Raw genomic sequence first — 16158 nt, 5'->3', positions numbered from 1 at the left:
ATTTAAAAATACGATTTTTTGTTTTCCGGGTATGGTATTACCCTATCATTAAGCATTCATCCCATGAATTATCCCCGGACAAATGGCTTATGATACTAAGCCCTATTCCGGCAATACCTTCGAGAAGATTGATCTCTCCTTCCCATATGCCATCCCGTCCCTTCCACTGTTTATACCCGGCATACCCATCCTCGTGGATTGCCTTTTCAAGCCCGTCCGCTATCCAGAAAACTGCAGCTTCCCGGAATATTTCCTCCCCGGTCTCAGCATACATACGGTTGAATATCTGTGCATTGCCATAAGAACCATGGCATAAACCTGCATCTTTTACCATATGACTTTCGGGAGAGGTCCTTCCGGCCGAATGCCTGAGAATTCCCAAAGCAGTCCTGCCCAATTCTTCATCTTTGAGACTTTTTGATGCCTGCCACAGGGAAACTCCCACACCAAGATCTCCGTAACACCATGCCAGACGGCTTACACTGTCTTCTTCATCTTCATCTTTGACCCAACTGGGAAACAGGGAAATGGTCTCCGGATCTTTATTTTTACGGCTTAATATATATTCAACCCCTCCCTTCAGCATATTCTGCACCTCGGACCGGAATACCTCATATTTATATAAGCGGGACAAAAAATTGACAATACTGGACATACCGTGGGATAAACTGAGATTATATCCTTTTTCCCTTGTCTCTGCAAAGAGAACAGAAAGCCATTTTGTGGTATTTCCTTCTGTTTCCCCAAGTTCCTTTAAATGGGCTATGAGTTCCTGAAGGTAATTTTGGTATTGTATTTTTTGTTCCGGGGAACTGGCATTTTCATATCGTTTTAAAAAATAGAATCCGTATCCTAATGCCCCATGTAAAAAATCATAATTCCCGCTTTTCATATCGGAAATCATAACATTGTGGAGATACGGATCGAGTTCGGCAAGCAATTCATCACTTTCCGCATCCATAAAATCCTGCTGTTCCAGATGGTCCAGGACCCATCCTGTTCCTGCAAGACCCGAACAATACGTCGGAAAACCATATCCGTTATTAATACGGTCAATACAATCGGTTAGAATGTCCACTCCGGTGTCGGCAAATTCATCGGTGTCCGTATATTTAGCATAATAAAAATGAAACAAGGCGATACCCGACATTCCGGCAAGTACTCCGGTCTGATCGCTTTCTTCGTATTTTTCTTTTAGAATTTGGTTTATTTTCTTCAGTTTGTTGTGAAAAAGTTGTTTATCCATGCATGTTTATTATGGGTAACTTATTTAAGGTAGTATTGTCATCAGGTCAATTAAGGCAAATGGTATTTAAAGTCCTCTTTTGCATTTACTAAAGTTTTGTAATTCGATCCCAGACACAAACAAAGCTATACTGAAGTAAATCAAATATAGCTTTGAAATAAATTAGGTTTCGGGTTCCTCTCTACATACAGGGACCACATGTTCTGCAATGAATAGGATCCGTCACAGGGTGTACATCTGTTGTACAGTTATACTCTGTTACACATCCCCCTGTTCCGCAATTGCCGGTACCACATCCTCCTGTTCCACAATCATTTGTAGCACAAGTATCATACTCATCCGTATTACAGCCAATTGCTGTTTCCCAACCTCCTTTTATACCATCAAGATTAGATATTTTTTCTTTTTTGAGGATGAGTTTTCCGGTAAGTTTCTTTTTTTTCATAATGTTTATTTTTGGTTAGTAATCTTCTAATTTAGAAAAATTAAACAAAAAACGCCCGGTAATTACGATGATTTAACATTAAAAAACCACCTTTGGGTTTTCAACCTTAAAGGTGGCAGTACTTTACATGTATACTCAAATACAATATTTATATAAGGAAATGATTTTACGGACATCCCCCGGTAGTCCCTCCGCAATTGCCATCTCCCGTAACGGGATCACACACCTTCATTGTTGCAGGGTTACAAACAGGTTGCCAGGTATAACCACAACCATAACTTATCCAGTCTCCTCCTTTGATATTCTCCGAATGGAGGGCAGATATTGTCCGTTTATTTAACTTCAAGGCTTTTAAGGTTCTTTTTTTCATGATAATAAGGGCTTTAATTATTACATACTGTCGGGCATGGCTCTTTTAAAGACAGGGTGGGTCCTGGGCAGCTTGCGCAACTAATCCCGGTTTCTCCGCCTAAAATTTCACCGGCAGTTTTCCGGTCCAGGCGGCTAACTACTGTTTTGTTCAGATTCAGATTTTTTAAATTCTTTTTTTTCATGGTAATTAAATTTATGGTTAACGTGTAAAGGAAAGATTCTTATTTGCTTTTTTACCATCCGCGACAGAAACCGGGTATGATAAATCAATGGGGGGCTATCCCACACATGGCCGGGCCACACTGCATTCCGGAGGCCAGGAACCTGTACAGGCAGGGCTGGTCCAGTTTTCTCCACCTTTCAATTTGTCAGGAACAAAACCGGAAATGGTCTTTTTGTTGAGCTTTAGTGATTTTAAGCTTCTTTTTTTCATAGGAAAAATGTTTGGATTCGGTTGAAAGCGGGACGAAGTAAAAATAGGCCGGTATGGTATTACCAATTCTTGTGGATATGGCAAAAATATACCGCTCTATTCCGGATAACCCTTGTACAGAAGAAAATCTGGAGTAAAAACCCTTTGTTTCTCTTCTTCCTATAACACAAAAAATAAAATAAGAAAATCTCCCCCGAGCGGGAAAATTAAAGATCAGTTTAACCGATACAAGGTCTTGCAGCCGAACATGCCGGTGGCCAGGAATCACCGCAACCATAGGTGGGCCAGTCTCCCCCTTTTACTTTTTCCGGATTGAAACCGGAAATTGTTTTCTTGTTCAGCTTTAAGGATTTAAGACTTCTTTTTTTCATGGTAATTAAAGTTTAAGATTTGGACTTTCAATATAGAAAAAAAATAACAAATCTTAAGCATTGCGTGAAAAAATTTTCGTCAGTTGATAAAAAATCCTTTGTAATATACTGAGTTCTTCGGTGATAATCTCCGCATTTCCCTGCATTTCCTGACGGAACTCCAGTTTTTTATCAAAGGAAGTTTCCAGGCTTCCCACATTAACATAAATAGAATAGATGGCCTCCCCTTTTTTGGGTACGGCTGATATATCGACAATTTCGCCGCTAAGACTTCCCCATTCTTCATACGGATAATTATCCAGTTTTATTATAACTTTCTGCCCTACTTTGACCTTACCGGAATTCTGTACCGGCATGGTCATCTGTCCTATAAGGGAATCCGTTACTTCGGGGACTATGGTAAATACAATATCCCCCGCCTTAACATTCTGATATTTATGCCTTATGTCAAACATGGATACTTTACCTTTCATCGGGCTTTTCAAAACATAGGCAAGTTCCCAGTTGTGTATTTCGTTCTTCAGGGTTTCGAGCCCTCCTTCGAGTTCCTGGCGATAGCTATAGGTCAATTCTTCTCCTGTTATGGTCGATTGTGTCTTATTTCCGCTTAAAGATGCTATGGCTATACGGGTATTGGATATAGAACTCTTCAGGCTTTCATATTGCTGTTTGTCCGCAAGATATGCACGGGAAACTGTTTCGAATTCAGATTTGGAGATCACTCCCTTATCCAATAAGGCCTTGTTACGTGCATATTCCGATTCGGAAAGGGCCAGTTGCTGTGCAAAAAGTTGAAGTTGATTCTGTTGTTTTGCCAGAAGTTCATGCTGCTCTTCTATCTGTTGCGTGGCAGCGACAATCTCCTTTTTATTCGGTTCGAGCAAATGAAAAAGAACATATTTCTGATACTGGGAAGCAAAATCGGAATATGCCGGACGGATACTTCCCAGTTTCAGATGTGGCGGAAAAATCTTCGGTATGGAATCCGGCGGAATTAACGCAGGGGTAAAATCCGTCAGTCTTTTTTTCAACCAGTATACATCCCTGAGGCTGGCTGTATTTTCTATCTCCGCCAGTATTTCATTTTCTTCCACGGACTCATCTGCCGCTACATACAAGCCTGTCAGTTTTCCGGCGCTGTTAGCCTGAATATATGCCGGAGGGTTTTTGGTGGTAATGGTTATACGGGCCGCAATTATATCATCGTAGCTTATAAGTGCGCTACCCACGATCAGAACAAAGACAATAATGAAAACCAAGGTGGTCCCCCAACTGATCATCCAGCCAGGCGCCTCGCCAAGAATTTCCTGGACCTGATCGGAACGCTCGTCCAGGTAATCGATTTTTTTCTTTTTATCTTTGGTTTCGCTCATAGGTGTGTCCAAAAAAGATTTGAATGGTTAAGGAAATTACTCTCCCAGTTCCAGCTGATTTTTTACCAGGGTAAAATATGCTCCTTTTTTCTTTGCCAGCTCCCTGTGTGTTCCCTGTTCTATTATTTTTCCTTTTTCCAGCACTATGATCTGATCTGCATTTTTCACTGTACTTAGCCGATGTGCAACGATAACTACAGTCTTGCCTTTGTAAAATTCCTCCAGGTTTTCCATAATTGTCTTTTCGTTATTTGCGTCCAGTGCACTGGTGGCTTCGTCAAAAAAAATGTATTTAGGGTCTTTGTATACAGACCGGGCAATTAAAATCCGTTGTCTTTGTCCGCCACTGATATTCACGCCGCTGGACCCGATTTTAGTATTATATCCGGATGGTTGTTCTTCGATAAAATCTTCGATATTCGCCACACTTACGGCATGTATCAGTCTTTCTTTACTGATAACACCTTCCGAATCCGATTCCGTAATATTCCGTGCAATCGTGTCGCCGAACAGGAACCCATCCTGCATCACGGAACCGCATGCCCTTCTCCAGACCGTAGTATTGAGGTTTTTTAACCTGGTGTTTCCCACCTGTATTACACCTTCCGAAGGTTCGTAAAATTTGAGGAGAAGCTTCACGAGGGTGGTTTTTCCGCTTCCGCTTGCCCCTACAATCGCCGTGACCTTTCCTTCGGGTATCTCAAAATTAAGATTATCCAGAACTAACGGAGATGATGTTCCCCCATAACGAAAACTCACATCCCGGAACTCAATACTCTTGTTTTCCGGTAACTCGGTTATATTGTCTTCATACGGATTCTCTTCATCTTCCTTGGAATGGATTTCAGATAATCTCTCCAGACTTATTTTGGCATCCTGTCCGCTCTGGATAAAAGTAATAAAGTTATTAATAGGCAGGTTCAGCTGTCCGATTATATATTGAACGGACAACATCATACCCAGCGTAAGGTCGCCATCTATAACTGACTTTGCCGCTATAAAGGTGATGAGGATATTTTTTAATTCGTTCAGAAAACGCCCTCCGGTATTCTGGGTCTGGGATAGGGACAGACCTTTTATTGAGATTTTAAATAACCGTACCTGGATAGCCTCCCATTCCCATCGCCTTCTCCGCTCCGATCCGTTCAGTTTTATTTCCTGCATTCCGGATATCAGCTGGTACAGGCTGCTTTGGTTATCCGAAGACTGATCGAAACGCTTGTAATCCAGCTCCGCCCGTTTCTTCATGAAAAGTAAGGTCCATCCTATATAAAGAATAGACCCGAACAGAAAGACGAGAAAGATACCGAGGTTGTAATAAGCCAGTATCACTCCGAAAATCACCACATTAAAAGCTGAAAACAACGTGTTTAAAGTGGTTGTGGACAAAAAATTCTGTATACGGTTATGGTCGTAAATACGCTGGATAATATCTCCCGTGTTCTTGGAATCGAAAAATGCAATAGGCAGACGCATCAACTTAATAAGAAAATCGGAAATAAGATTGATGTTTACCCTGCTGGTTACATGCAATAAAATCCATCCTCTGATGAGTTCTACCGTAGTTTGGGAAACGAACAGCGTTAATTGTGCAACCAGGATGAGATAAACGAAGTTCAGATTCTGGTAATTAATACCATAATCCACTACTGCCTGAGTAAGGAAAGGAAAGATCAATTGAAGTAAGCTACCCACAATCAATCCCAAAAACAGCTGGGCCAGATGTTTTTTATAAGGTTTGAAATACCACAACAGGAATTTAAAGCCATACTCTGTTTGTACATCCTTTCCACTTTCGTAAAAACTGGGCGTCGGTTCCAGCAAGAGCAGGTAACCTTCATCTTCGATATCTGCATTTTTACCGATCCACCCGGATATGAATTCCCTTTTACCATATTTAACAAGCCCGTGAGCCGGATCGGCTACATATACCTGTCCTTTTTTTATAGCGTGGACAACTACAAAATGCCGTTGTCTCCAATGTGCTATACAGGGCAGGGGTACTTCTTCTTCCAGGGTTGTGAAATCAATACTTACCGCCAGTGAATGAAAACCAATGCTTTCGGCAGCTTCGGCAATTCCTCCGAGAGATACCCCTTCCCGCGTAATATTTGCCTTCCGGCGTAAAAAATCGGTAGCATAAGACCTTCCGTAATACTTGGCTATCATTCGAAGACAAGTAGGACCGCAATCCATTTGATCCAGCTGCCTGTAAAACGGAAATTTCTTTAGGTTCATAAATAGGTTTTAGCAAGTAGAACTCCTTTGTTGTATCGGGCAAGGAATTATGTTCAGCTTACTAAAATAAAAAAAAGTAGAGAAGTATGTACCAAAAGGTACAACTATAAGAACAGATCATCTGCAATTACGTACCCCACGAGCATTCAAAACACTAAATTATAGATATTTATATTTTTACAATAAATGATTAATTTATCGAGGAAATTCTGGTATTCTACCAATTATCTTTTAAAATCGGCAAAAGGTTCATTTTCTGATGACCATAATTTCCTGATATCATATTCCGGCACCTGTTCATGCTCCTGCCCTGACTAATGATATAAAACATTTTTTCCATACAGATAACATTACCAGCTTGTCGTACATTATGCTGAGGAAGTTTCAGGATATCACGGAAGGGATGTTACCGGAAAGAGGACTTGAACCGAAACCCGAAAGCTTTCTTGTTCTCGATCCCGGAAAAACCGTAAGATCATTTCCACACACCAGAAAAAACTCGCCCCTACCTCTGAAAATTGCAAGTAGAAGAGGTTCTTTATTATAATGACTGAATCCTTTATACCTTACAGAAAGAAGAACTTCTTTTTCATACCTTTGCCCCATGCAAAAAGACTATCAGATATTCGGTATCCGGGCAGTAATAGAAGCCGTTAATGCCGGAAACACCATTGACAAGGTCTTCATCCAGAAAGGGCTCAAAGGTGCACTATTCTCGGAACTGGAAACCTTGCTCCGCAAAGAACAGATAAACGTATCGCATGTTCCCCTGGAGAAACTAAACCGCCTTAGTAAAAAAAATCACCAGGGTGTTATTGCCAACATATCACCGGTGGAGTTTCATTCCCTGGAAAACCTGGTCATGAATGTTATGGAATCCGGGGAAACGCCTTTCTTTCTCCTTTTGGACCAGCTTTCGGATGTGCGGAACTTCGGTGCCATTATCCGCACTGCCGAATGCACCGGAGTACATGGCATCATTGTTCAGAATAAAGGCGGGGCCCCTGTAACAGCCGATACAGTAAAGACTTCTGCCGGCGCAGTTTTTAATGTGCCGATTTGTCGTGTAGACCATATTAAAGATGCTGTTTTTTATATGCAGGCTTCGGGTATTCAGGTCATTGCGGCTACGGAAAAAACCGATGATACTCTTTACGATCTGCAATTGAACATGCCCCTGGCTGTTGTTATGGGAGCCGAGGACAAGGGGATTTCACCTTCCGTCCTGAAATCTGCCGACCATCGGGCCAAACTTCCCCTGTATGGCAATATCGGTTCGCTTAATGTCTCTGTTGCCTGCGGCGTTTTTTTATACGAAGTAATACGGCAACGAAAAAATAACCTCTAAATTTGCTATAGTTAAATAATATTACTTTCCGGGGATGCCGGATAAAAAAATAAAAAATACTCCCATGAAAACAGAAGCGATCCCACAGATAAAACATATCGGTGCCGGAAATTTTTTCCTCCTCGCCGGTCCCTGTGCCATTGAAGGAGAAGAAATGGCCATGCGTATTGCAGAAAAAGTAGTAAGTATTACTGATAAACTACAGATACCATACGTTTTTAAAGGAAGTTTCAAAAAAGCCAACCGTAGCCGTATAGACAGCTTTACCGGTATAGGAGATGAAAAAGCATTAAAAATACTACGCAAGGTATCCGAGACCTTCCACATTCCTACCATTACGGATATTCATGAAATAGATGATGCTGTCAAAGCTGCAGAATATGTGGATATCCTCCAGATTCCTGCATTTCTTGTACGCCAGACGGATCTCGTAGTTGCCGCAGCCAAAACGGGCAAGACCATTAACCTTAAAAAAGGCCAGTTTATGAGCCCGGAAAGCATGAAACATGCTGTACAGAAGGTCCTGGACAGCGGCAATGAACAGGCGGTAATTACCGACAGGGGGACTATGTTCGGGTATCAGGACCTGATCGTCGATTTCCGCGGTATTCCCACAATGAGGCAATACGCCCCGGTTGTGCTGGATATTACCCACTCGCTTCAGCAGCCTAACCAGAGCAGTGGAGTGACCGGGGGAAGGCCGGACATGATCGAAACCATAGCCCGTGCAGGTGTTGTAAATGGTGTGGACGGATTGTTCCTCGAAACCCATTTCGATCCGGCCAATGCCAAAAGTGACGGGGCAAATATGCTCCATCTCGATCACCTCGAAAAACTGCTGACCAATCTGGTTGCCATCCGAAGAACAATCAATTCCTTTAACAGGTAAGGATCAGCCCGGAACATACCATTTCAATCCCTGAATGAAGTCTGTTTTCATGTTCAACAGGGCGCTGCCATGGAGTAAAACAGGTACGTGTATTAGTTGTCTTTTCGGACAGAAAAAGCTATCTTAGTATAAACAAATCTTTAAAATAACAGAAAGATATGAGTATCCTTAGAATTATATGTGCAATTATCCTCCCTCCTTTGGGTGTATTCCTTACCGTAGGCCTCAAAGGAGCTTTCTGGCTGAATATTCTTTTAACCCTGTTAGGGTTCCTTCCGGGAGTTATTCATGCTATTTGGGTTATTGCAAAACACGATAGATAGTGCAGACTCCGGAAATAGCGGTCATCGTACTTTCTTCCGCTTTTATCATTTTCACTCTTGCCCCACTCCTAAAGTGGGATAACTGGTGGATACGTATATTCGATTTCCCCAGGCTTCAGCTATGGCTATTGGGAATGGCTGCACTCTTTCTATGTCTTTGTTTCTGTCGCTATACCACTCCGTTCCCTTTTGTTTTTACAGGCGTTTTAATACTCGCTATTGTTTATCAGACAATAAAGATTTTGCCGTATACGCCGTTTTTCAAAAAGGAAGTCATTCGATATAAAGGTAAGAAAGATGATGACAACCGTGTTTCATTACTGGTAAGCAATGTGTTAACGTCTAACAGGAGTTCCGACAAGCTCATCAGGCTTATATACCGGAAAAAACCCAATATGGTACTTACGCTGGAAACCGACTCCTGGTGGGAAACGCAACTGGATGTACTGGAAAAAGATTATCCTTACAGTGTTAAAATCCCATTGGACAATTTATACGGTATGCACTTGTATTCCAACCTGGAACTCGAAGATGCCAAAACCATGTATCTGATAAAAGATGATATTCCCTCGATAGAATCCTATGTAAGACTCCCTTCCGGAAAGCGGGTTAAAATATACTGCCTTCATCCCATGCCACCCAGTCCCACGGAAAGTGATACGTCCACGGACAGGGATGGAGAGTTATTATTTGTAGGCAAAAAAGTAAAAAAAGCTGACGAAACCACTCTTGTCTTCGGAGATCTTAATGATGTGGCCTGGTCGTATACCACCATACTTTTCCGTAAAATAAGCGGTTTGCTGGACCCAAGAATAGGCAGGGGGATGTTCAGCACATTCCATGCCGGTTATTTTTTTCTTCGATGGCCGTTGGACCATGTATTCCATTCCGGGGATTTTATGCTCAATGAAATCCGAAGATTACCTGGAGTCGGATCAGATCATTTCCCCATATATGCCGATTTCCAGTTCCGTTCTCTTGCGGAGAAAGTCCAGGAAGAACCACAGGCCGACAGTGAAGATAAAGAACTGGCCCGTGAAAAAATCATCAAGGCAGCACCTATCGTCAGAACAGAAGAAATCCAGTACAAAACAACTGATACCTGACCGGATCCTCTTTATTTTCCATCTACATAATCCTGCAAATAGGCATAACGGTCTGTCAGGTGCCCTTTACTGGTCATCCGTGCACGTTCCAGGATACCATCTTTATCTCCATTGAAAAAAGCGGGCATTACATATTCCGTAAACATCTCTCCGAACCCTTCACTGGCATCTTTTGGCAATTCACAAGGCAGATTATCCACCGCCATTACCGCTATAGCACCTTCCTGCCTGAAATCCGTCTCCGTTCCGGTCTGGGGGTCATAACCATACACAGGATCTGCAATAGTAGACGCACGAATCGTAGAAGCCACCGGGCCGTCGATATCACAACTGATATCTGCCACAACCCGGATATTGAAATCAGGAGATACCGCATCTTCCCGGGTAAATATCGCGGGAGCTCCCTGCCCGTAAAAATGGCCTGCTATATACAGGTCCGTTACCCTCGAAAATCGCATAAAATCCGATTCGTATTCCTGTGGGTTTTCATAAAAATCCTGAAAAGAAGCGGGTGTTCCATCCTTTCTCTTATTATATTCCAAAACATCTATCTGACAATATACAGGGTATGAAAATGTCCGGGTGAGATAAGTGTCACAATCCACCTGTTTAAGCCCCATACCGTCCAGCATTTCCTTCACACCGCTACCTACCCTTCCCTTCCCGGTAAGCAGTATTTTAATATCCGGAAGTTTCGTTTTTTCCAGGGCTTCTATCAATGCCAACCGGTCAGGAAGCATTTCAGCTTTAGGTATATCATATAAACCCGATTTCAATCCGTAAGCCCTTATTCCGTTATATGCTCCTACAATTCCCGCGTAACGGCCGAATGCTACCAATCGCTGTCCATTACGCCCGGTTATTACCTCATGGTCATACAATTCTATATTTTTTTCCAGAACGGCCTGTAAAAGTTTACGATTATATGGTTGTTTTTTTATCGTATGCGAAAAGAAAAAATATTTTTTGCCCGGGACCAGGGCATCCACCGGAACCTCTTTCACTCCCAGAAGTATGTCACAATGACTTACTTTATCCGTAACGGGAAAACCGGCCTCTTCATAATCTCTATCCTTAAAAACCCTGATATCCGAAGTTTCCACATATAATTCTACTTCCGGGAACTGTTCTTTGATCCATAAACAGGCTGACGGAGACAATACCACCCTTTTATCCGGAGGGTTTTTCCTTTCTCTGATTATTCCGAACTTCATGTAATTATATTTTTTATAACTTTTTGGCATACTATTTGTTTCAAATGTAACCGTTGTAATTATTCTCCGCAACATTTTCGGCGAATAATTTTTTATAGTACCTTTGTACTCTTGTAATTATTTTATAACGTTCTTTACATACTGGGGTCGACTGGTTTTGACAGCGGGTCGAATTGAAATGTAAGCATGCAGAGCGCTGGGATATAGCTCTTAAATCTCATGTTTCACACCTTTTAAATGGCGAGAATAACTACGCTCTTGCTGCATAATCTGAATTATAGTAAGATTTAGCCACGTTTCCGCAAGGCGGAAAAGCAGGATGTCTCCGGATAGCCCTTGTTGACGGCGGTCCGCAAGGAGACACCATAAAAGTCAACATAGAAATACTGCAGCTTCGTCAGTATTTTAAATTTTAAGAAGCTAAGCGCATGGTAGGCGGTTTTCGGTCAGCCCTGCGTCGAAAAACAAACGAAGACTAAGCATGTAGAAAGCTTTTTGATTGCCTGTTTGGACGAGAGTTCGATTCTCTCCGACTCCACATTACAAACCATCATCATTTCGCATGAAATGATGATGGTTTTATTTTTTATAGGAAGTGGTTTGCTAACGAAGAAGTTGGCCGCAAGCAGTAAAAGAAGCTAAAAATACCATCGTGATTTCCGTACAGTTCTGATATTATTGATAATTTTCTCAATGTATTAAGGTCTTTAAAAAGAGATATCCCATTGCACCCGGAACCGGACTTTATCATCTATACCATTATTCGCCAGTTCATAATCAAAATGGCTGATCTCCAGGGTAAGCTTGTTTTTATGCTCTTTAAAAAACCAGTTAAACGCCAGGGTTGCTTCCTCCTGAAAATCATTTTTTAAATCGGTATCCGGTGTAAACCGGGCATATCTGCCTGCAATTTCCAGTTGTCTCGGCCACCATTCAAATGTAGAATTGGCCAGGTATCCCGCCTGCAGATAAAACCCTTCCATCGTAGTCAGGTCGTTTGTTTCGGTGAGGCGGTCTATAATATCCTTATGGTGCCATTCGGACTGCCAGCTAAACCCGTTGTATACAAATGCTGTTTCCAGGTTATACTGGTTAACCCTGTACTGACTGGCAACACCATCTTCAAACCCGTTCAGATATCCTCCTCCGGACTGCGAGAACCTGGTATACGGACTACGGTTGGTAATCCCCGCAAGGGCAATAATAGCCTGTGGTTTACGATGAAATTCAAAATCACTGCTTTTAAATCCCAAATCCTCTCCGAATACGTTCCATTGTATTCTCCCGAAATACATAAGATGCCCGTCATCATTGCTGTCGCTTCCTCTTCCGGTACCGGTAAATACTCCTGCCCAATAGCTAAAGTCAAGTGTTCCGCCATTTTTGAGTCTCCCGTAAAGCTCTACTCCCTGTTGCCTGTCTACGGTAAAAGGCCTGTTTATAATAGACCGATCCATCAGTCCCTGTTCACCGCTACTGATTCGGCGTTCCCTTGAATATTCCACCTTCCATTGTCCTACCTTCAGTTTAAACCAGTCCCACTTCTCTACCATTACCCTAAAATCCAGAAGATTCGATCTTTGAAGTTCGTACTCCCAGTAATATTTAAGCCAGGGTTGGTAAGCATTTCCTCCGACCTTCAAACGCGCACGGTTCACTTCAAACAGATTGTTGTTTCCCCCATTATAATCGTCAAAAGTAACAGGGTCCTGATCGTCGGGAGTTGCAAAGCGAAATTGTACACGTCCCTGTATCTGTAGTGAATACCGGTCATCGGAAGATTTCAGTTCAAATCCCCTATCACCGTAACCTATTTTCCAGGAAGGAGGTATAGTGTCCTTTTCCGCCTGTTGGGCAGATGCGTGAAGGGCAAAAAACAGACAAATAACCAAAAAGGCAGGTGAGCGAAAAAAGGTGTGGTCAGTCATTCCTAAAAATAATTTTAAGCTAAGATTCTCCGATCCCGCAAGAAGCAATACTATGCGTACTCCGGGAGAAAACCGGACAACAAAAAAGTGTTTAATCTTCACAAACACAATGGGTAACAATGTATTAAATGATGACAAACACCCCAAAAATGAAAAGCCAAAAGTACGGAATTCTTTATAAAATCAGACCTGTTTTACCAGAAAGTTAATTTTTAGTGGTCTCAGTAAAAGTCAAACCTATGCACTTTAGTGCATCTCGCTTTAGCTTCTAAAAATTTTTATCTTTGAGTATGGGAGATCAGCGAGTCAATGGTCATACGGTATCACGTTTAACAGTACACATAGTGTGGAGCACGAAATATCGTTTCGGCGTTTTAACGGGGGATATTCAACGCCGTTGCCGCTCCATTTTGATTCAGGTTTGTGACGTAGAAGGCGTACAGATTCTCAAAGGAGTTGTGAGTAAGGATCATGTTCATATGCACCTCGAGTATCGTCCCTCACAATCTATCAGTGGCTTAGTAAAGAAGTTGAAAGGGCGCAGTTCCCGGAAATTACAAGAAGAATTTCCCTCCTTGAAGAAGCGTTATTGGGGTCGTCATTTTTGGGCGATCGGATTTGGATGTTGGAGTACAGGCAATATTACGGATGAGATGGTCAATGAATATTTGGAGCATCATCGTACCTCAGATAATGATAGCGATGCTTTTATATTAGAGTAATCACGTACTGCTGACTTTAGTCAGATTTAAAAACCTATGGACTTCAAGTCCATAGTGGTTTAGTTAAGTAAAGTGTAGCATTGAAAGAAATTCAATGTCCTCCCGTCTGTATGCTTCCATACATTGTCACTTCCGGTTTATGATCACTCTCGTACAAACCGGCAAAAGGGAATTTATTTCTCGCCGTCGTTGTTCATAAATTTTCGTTCAAGTTCTTCCTGTAATTCTTCCATAACCGGCTTTACCGTGCTCTCCGGAAGGTCTGCTATCCGTATGTACATTAATCCGTCTACGGAATTATTGAACAAAGGATCTACATTAAAGGCAACAACTTTGGCATTCTGTTTAATATACTTCTTGATAAGCACAGGCAAGCGCAGGTTACCTGGTTCCACTTCATCGATGATCTTGTCAAATTTATTCAGGTCAGCTTCGGTTTCATCAAAAACAAAATCCTTATCCGCATCCTTGAGCTTTACCTTAAATTCCTTTTTCGGTTTTATATACTGTGCTACATACGGATCGTAATAGTTGGACTTCATAAACTCTATCATCAGTGATTTCGAGAAATTCGAAAACTGGTTGCTGATACTTACCCCGCCAATAAGATATTTGTGCTCCGGATATCTCAGGGTCGTATGAACTATACCTTTCCATAAAAGGAAAAGTGGCATTGGTTTTTGCTGGTATTCCTTAATGATAAACGCTCTTCCCATTTCTATGGATTCACTCATCATTTTATATAGTTCCGGTTCAAAACGAAAAAGGTCCTGTAAATAGAAACCATCAATACCATAGGCAGCAAATATCTCAGAACCAAGCCCCATACGGTATGCCCCTACTATTCTTTTTTCCGCATTGTCCCATAAAAACATATGATGGTAATAGGTATCAAAATGATCCAGGTCCACCGCCTGGTTCGTTCCTTCACCCACCTCACGAAATGTTATTTCCCGCAATCTTCCGATCTCCTGTAAAACATGGGGAATGCGCCCGGAAGGTGCTAAAAACACTTCGTAGTCCTTACTCTTTAACAACCTGCAATCATTTTCCCGGAGTGCATTAATTTCATCATCCATCAGATCGGGTGCTACGGGGGTAATAATTTTCTTAGGAACTTTCGGAAGCTTTAATGAGGAGGGAACCTTTTTCAGAAGGCTTTCTTTCTGATAAGGGTTTGCCAGCATGTATGTCTTTTTTCTCAAGAATTCGGTGAAGGAGTTGAGAGTATCGAACTCTTTCTGGGTATCTACCGAAATAGGTCTTCCTATACGTACCTTAATCACCCTGTTTTTCTGCGTAAGTAATTCCGACGGTAATTTTGCCGTACGCAAGGTATCACTGATTCTGGCAAGCCTGTAAAACAAACGGCTGTTTTTCGCATGAAAATAAACCGGAATAACCGGTACTTCTGCCTTTTTAATCAGTTTCATTGCCGCTTCTTCCCATGGTTTGTCCACAATCAATTTACCATCCTTATAGGTAGATACTTCCCCGGCCGGAAAAATCCCCAGGGGATGTCCGTCTTTCAAATGGCATAAGGATTGTTTAAACCCGGTGATGCTGGACCTGGCATTCTTATGCTCTTCAAACGGATTAACCGGCATTATATAGGGCTTTAGGGGCTCTATACGATGTAACAGGAAATTGGCGATAATCTTGTAATCCGGTCGCTCTTCCAAAAGGAGTTTCAATAACAATATACCATCTATTCCCCCTAGAGGATGATTAGATATGGTAATATAACTTCCTTCTTTGGGAAGGCGTTTCATGTCCTCCTCCGGGATCTCGAACCGGATCTGAAACTCGTCGAGTATCCCATCTAAAAACTCTATTTTGTCAAGGTGCTTATTCCTGTTATAAATTCTGTTCAGTGTAGATATTTTTAGCAATTTCATTAGGAGCCAGCCCATAAAGGTTCCGAAAATACCATATTTGTCCACATGAATTGCCTGAGCAACTTCTTTAGCAGTTACTAATCCCATTGGTTAATTGTTAAGCGAACTACAAATTTACACAAAATAGTTTCACCGTCTATTCTTACACACGAACTTAAATTTTAAACTTCATTCGTGCCTGAATTTATATGTTTGGAATAGTGTTTTCTTTCGGTGTGGGGTATAAAAAAACCCCTCACTGTTTAGTGAAGG

The 16158-nt window shown here is 41.8% G+C and carries 16 protein-coding genes and 1 other RNA gene; 6 read left to right on the top strand and 11 right to left on the bottom strand.

Annotation, left to right across the window (positions count from 1 at the left end; translation table 11 throughout):
- Nucleotides 1-37: 37 nt before the first annotated feature.
- The 8 genes from ED312_RS22200 to ED312_RS22185 form a co-directional block, all read right to left on the bottom strand.
- Nucleotides 38-1246, bottom strand: coding sequence for a lanthionine synthetase C family protein (locus ED312_RS22200; RefSeq protein ID WP_123218210.1), 1209 nt, complete (start codon nt 1244-1246; stop codon nt 38-40).
- A 181-nt stretch (nt 1247-1427) separates the two neighbouring features.
- The gene (locus ED312_RS23620) at nt 1428-1691 is read right to left on the bottom strand and encodes a hypothetical protein (protein ID WP_148044351.1); all 264 of its coding nucleotides are present in this window, start codon (nt 1689-1691) and stop codon (nt 1428-1430) included.
- Between the two features lie 166 nt (nt 1692-1857).
- The gene (locus tag ED312_RS23615; protein ID WP_148044350.1) at nt 1858-2061 is read right to left on the bottom strand and encodes a hypothetical protein; all 204 of its coding nucleotides are present in this window, start codon (nt 2059-2061) and stop codon (nt 1858-1860) included.
- A gap of 13 nt (nt 2062-2074) precedes the next feature.
- Nucleotides 2075-2245, bottom strand: coding sequence for a class I lanthipeptide (locus ED312_RS23990; protein WP_170164601.1), 171 nt, complete (start codon nt 2243-2245; stop codon nt 2075-2077).
- Nucleotides 2246-2340: 95 nt separating this feature from the next.
- Nucleotides 2341-2496: a hypothetical protein gene (locus tag ED312_RS23985; protein ID WP_170164600.1), complete on the bottom strand. Its 156-nt coding sequence runs from the start codon at nt 2494-2496 to the stop codon at nt 2341-2343.
- Nucleotides 2497-2714: 218 nt separating this feature from the next.
- Nucleotides 2715-2867 carry a hypothetical protein gene (locus tag ED312_RS23980; RefSeq protein WP_170164599.1) on the bottom strand — a complete coding sequence of 51 codons (153 nt, stop codon included), beginning with the start codon at nt 2865-2867 and terminating at the stop codon, nt 2715-2717.
- Nucleotides 2868-2920: 53 nt separating this feature from the next.
- Nucleotides 2921-4252, bottom strand: coding sequence for an HlyD family secretion protein (locus ED312_RS22190; protein WP_170164598.1), 1332 nt, complete (start codon nt 4250-4252; stop codon nt 2921-2923).
- Between the two features lie 24 nt (nt 4253-4276).
- Nucleotides 4277-6478, bottom strand: a complete 2202-nt coding sequence (locus tag ED312_RS22185; RefSeq protein WP_123218207.1) for a peptidase domain-containing ABC transporter — start codon at nt 6476-6478, stop codon at nt 4277-4279.
- Nucleotides 6479-7082: 604 nt separating this feature from the next.
- Here ED312_RS22185 and rlmB point away from each other — a divergent pair.
- From rlmB to ED312_RS22165, 4 genes are all read left to right on the top strand, one after another.
- A complete protein-coding gene (gene rlmB / locus ED312_RS22180) occupies nt 7083-7826 on the top strand; it encodes a 23S rRNA (guanosine(2251)-2'-O)-methyltransferase RlmB (RefSeq protein WP_123218206.1) in 744 nt (247 codons plus the stop codon).
- A 64-nt stretch (nt 7827-7890) separates the two neighbouring features.
- Nucleotides 7891-8715, top strand: coding sequence for a 3-deoxy-8-phosphooctulonate synthase (kdsA, locus tag ED312_RS22175; protein WP_123218224.1), 825 nt, complete (start codon nt 7891-7893; stop codon nt 8713-8715).
- A gap of 158 nt (nt 8716-8873) precedes the next feature.
- Complete coding sequence (locus ED312_RS22170) at nt 8874-9038, top strand: YqaE/Pmp3 family membrane protein (RefSeq protein ID WP_123218205.1); 165 nt, start codon at nt 8874-8876, stop codon at nt 9036-9038.
- The gene (locus ED312_RS22165) at nt 9038-10144 is read left to right on the top strand and encodes an endonuclease/exonuclease/phosphatase family protein (RefSeq protein WP_240643172.1); all 1107 of its coding nucleotides are present in this window, start codon (nt 9038-9040) and stop codon (nt 10142-10144) included. Before ED312_RS22170 ends, ED312_RS22165 begins: the two co-directional genes overlap by 1 nt.
- A gap of 11 nt (nt 10145-10155) precedes the next feature.
- Here the strand turns inward: ED312_RS22165 and ED312_RS22160 are convergent, their stop codons facing one another.
- Nucleotides 10156-11358: an NAD(P)-dependent oxidoreductase gene (locus ED312_RS22160; RefSeq protein ID WP_123218222.1), complete on the bottom strand. Its 1203-nt coding sequence runs from the start codon at nt 11356-11358 to the stop codon at nt 10156-10158.
- A 143-nt stretch (nt 11359-11501) separates the two neighbouring features.
- On the opposite strand from ED312_RS22160, the gene ssrA reads away from it, so the two are divergent.
- Nucleotides 11502-11899, top strand: a transfer-messenger RNA (tmRNA) gene (gene ssrA, locus ED312_RS22155).
- Between the two features lie 166 nt (nt 11900-12065).
- Here ssrA and ED312_RS22150 read toward each other — a convergent pair.
- Nucleotides 12066-13286 (bottom strand): OprO/OprP family phosphate-selective porin, encoded by a 1221-nt coding sequence (locus tag ED312_RS22150; RefSeq protein WP_123218204.1) that lies wholly within the window; start codon nt 13284-13286, stop codon nt 12066-12068.
- Nucleotides 13287-13576: 290 nt separating this feature from the next.
- Between ED312_RS22150 and tnpA the strand changes: the two genes are divergently transcribed.
- Nucleotides 13577-14008 (top strand): IS200/IS605 family transposase, encoded by a 432-nt coding sequence (gene tnpA / locus ED312_RS22145; RefSeq protein WP_123218203.1) that lies wholly within the window; start codon nt 13577-13579, stop codon nt 14006-14008.
- Nucleotides 14009-14181: 173 nt separating this feature from the next.
- Here the strand turns inward: tnpA and ED312_RS22140 are convergent, their stop codons facing one another.
- On the bottom strand, nt 14182-15993 hold the full coding sequence (locus tag ED312_RS22140; protein ID WP_123218202.1) for a GNAT family N-acyltransferase: 1812 nt from the start codon (nt 15991-15993) through the stop codon (nt 14182-14184).
- Between the last annotated feature and the right edge of the window lie 165 nt (nt 15994-16158).

Origin of the sequence: Sinomicrobium pectinilyticum (assembly GCF_003725735.1) — a bacterium.
In the GTDB taxonomy this organism is placed as follows: Bacteria; Bacteroidota; Bacteroidia; order Flavobacteriales; family Flavobacteriaceae; genus Sinomicrobium; species Sinomicrobium pectinilyticum.
This window is presented reverse-complemented; position numbering and strand designations above follow the sequence as displayed.

Bases quoted from the DNA above. Each gene is read 5' to 3' on its own strand.
- ED312_RS22170 (WP_123218205.1), top strand. From the start codon at position 8,874: ATGAGTATCCTTAGAATTATATGTGCAATTATCCTCCCTCCTTTGGGT.
- ED312_RS22200 (WP_123218210.1), bottom strand. From the start codon at position 1,246: ATGGATAAACAACTTTTTCACAACAAACTGAAGAAAATAAACCAAATT.
- tnpA (WP_123218203.1), top strand. From the start codon at position 13,577: ATGGGAGATCAGCGAGTCAATGGTCATACGGTATCACGTTTAACAGTA.
- ED312_RS23615 (WP_148044350.1), bottom strand. From the start codon at position 2,061: ATGAAAAAAAGAACCTTAAAAGCCTTGAAGTTAAATAAACGGACAATA.
- ED312_RS22185 (WP_123218207.1), bottom strand. From the start codon at position 6,478: ATGAACCTAAAGAAATTTCCGTTTTACAGGCAGCTGGATCAAATGGAT.
- ED312_RS23990 (WP_170164601.1), bottom strand. From the start codon at position 2,245: ATGAAAAAAAAGAATTTAAAAAATCTGAATCTGAACAAAACAGTAGTT.
- ED312_RS22150 (WP_123218204.1), bottom strand. From the start codon at position 13,286: ATGACTGACCACACCTTTTTTCGCTCACCTGCCTTTTTGGTTATTTGT.
- ED312_RS23985 (WP_170164600.1), bottom strand. From the start codon at position 2,496: ATGAAAAAAAGAAGCTTAAAATCACTAAAGCTCAACAAAAAGACCATT.
- rlmB (WP_123218206.1), top strand. From the start codon at position 7,083: ATGCAAAAAGACTATCAGATATTCGGTATCCGGGCAGTAATAGAAGCC.
- ED312_RS23620 (WP_148044351.1), bottom strand. From the start codon at position 1,691: ATGAAAAAAAAGAAACTTACCGGAAAACTCATCCTCAAAAAAGAAAAA.
- ED312_RS22160 (WP_123218222.1), bottom strand. From the start codon at position 11,358: ATGAAGTTCGGAATAATCAGAGAAAGGAAAAACCCTCCGGATAAAAGG.
- kdsA (WP_123218224.1), top strand. From the start codon at position 7,891: ATGAAAACAGAAGCGATCCCACAGATAAAACATATCGGTGCCGGAAAT.
- ED312_RS23980 (WP_170164599.1), bottom strand. From the start codon at position 2,867: ATGAAAAAAAGAAGTCTTAAATCCTTAAAGCTGAACAAGAAAACAATT.
- ED312_RS22140 (WP_123218202.1), bottom strand. From the start codon at position 15,993: ATGGGATTAGTAACTGCTAAAGAAGTTGCTCAGGCAATTCATGTGGAC.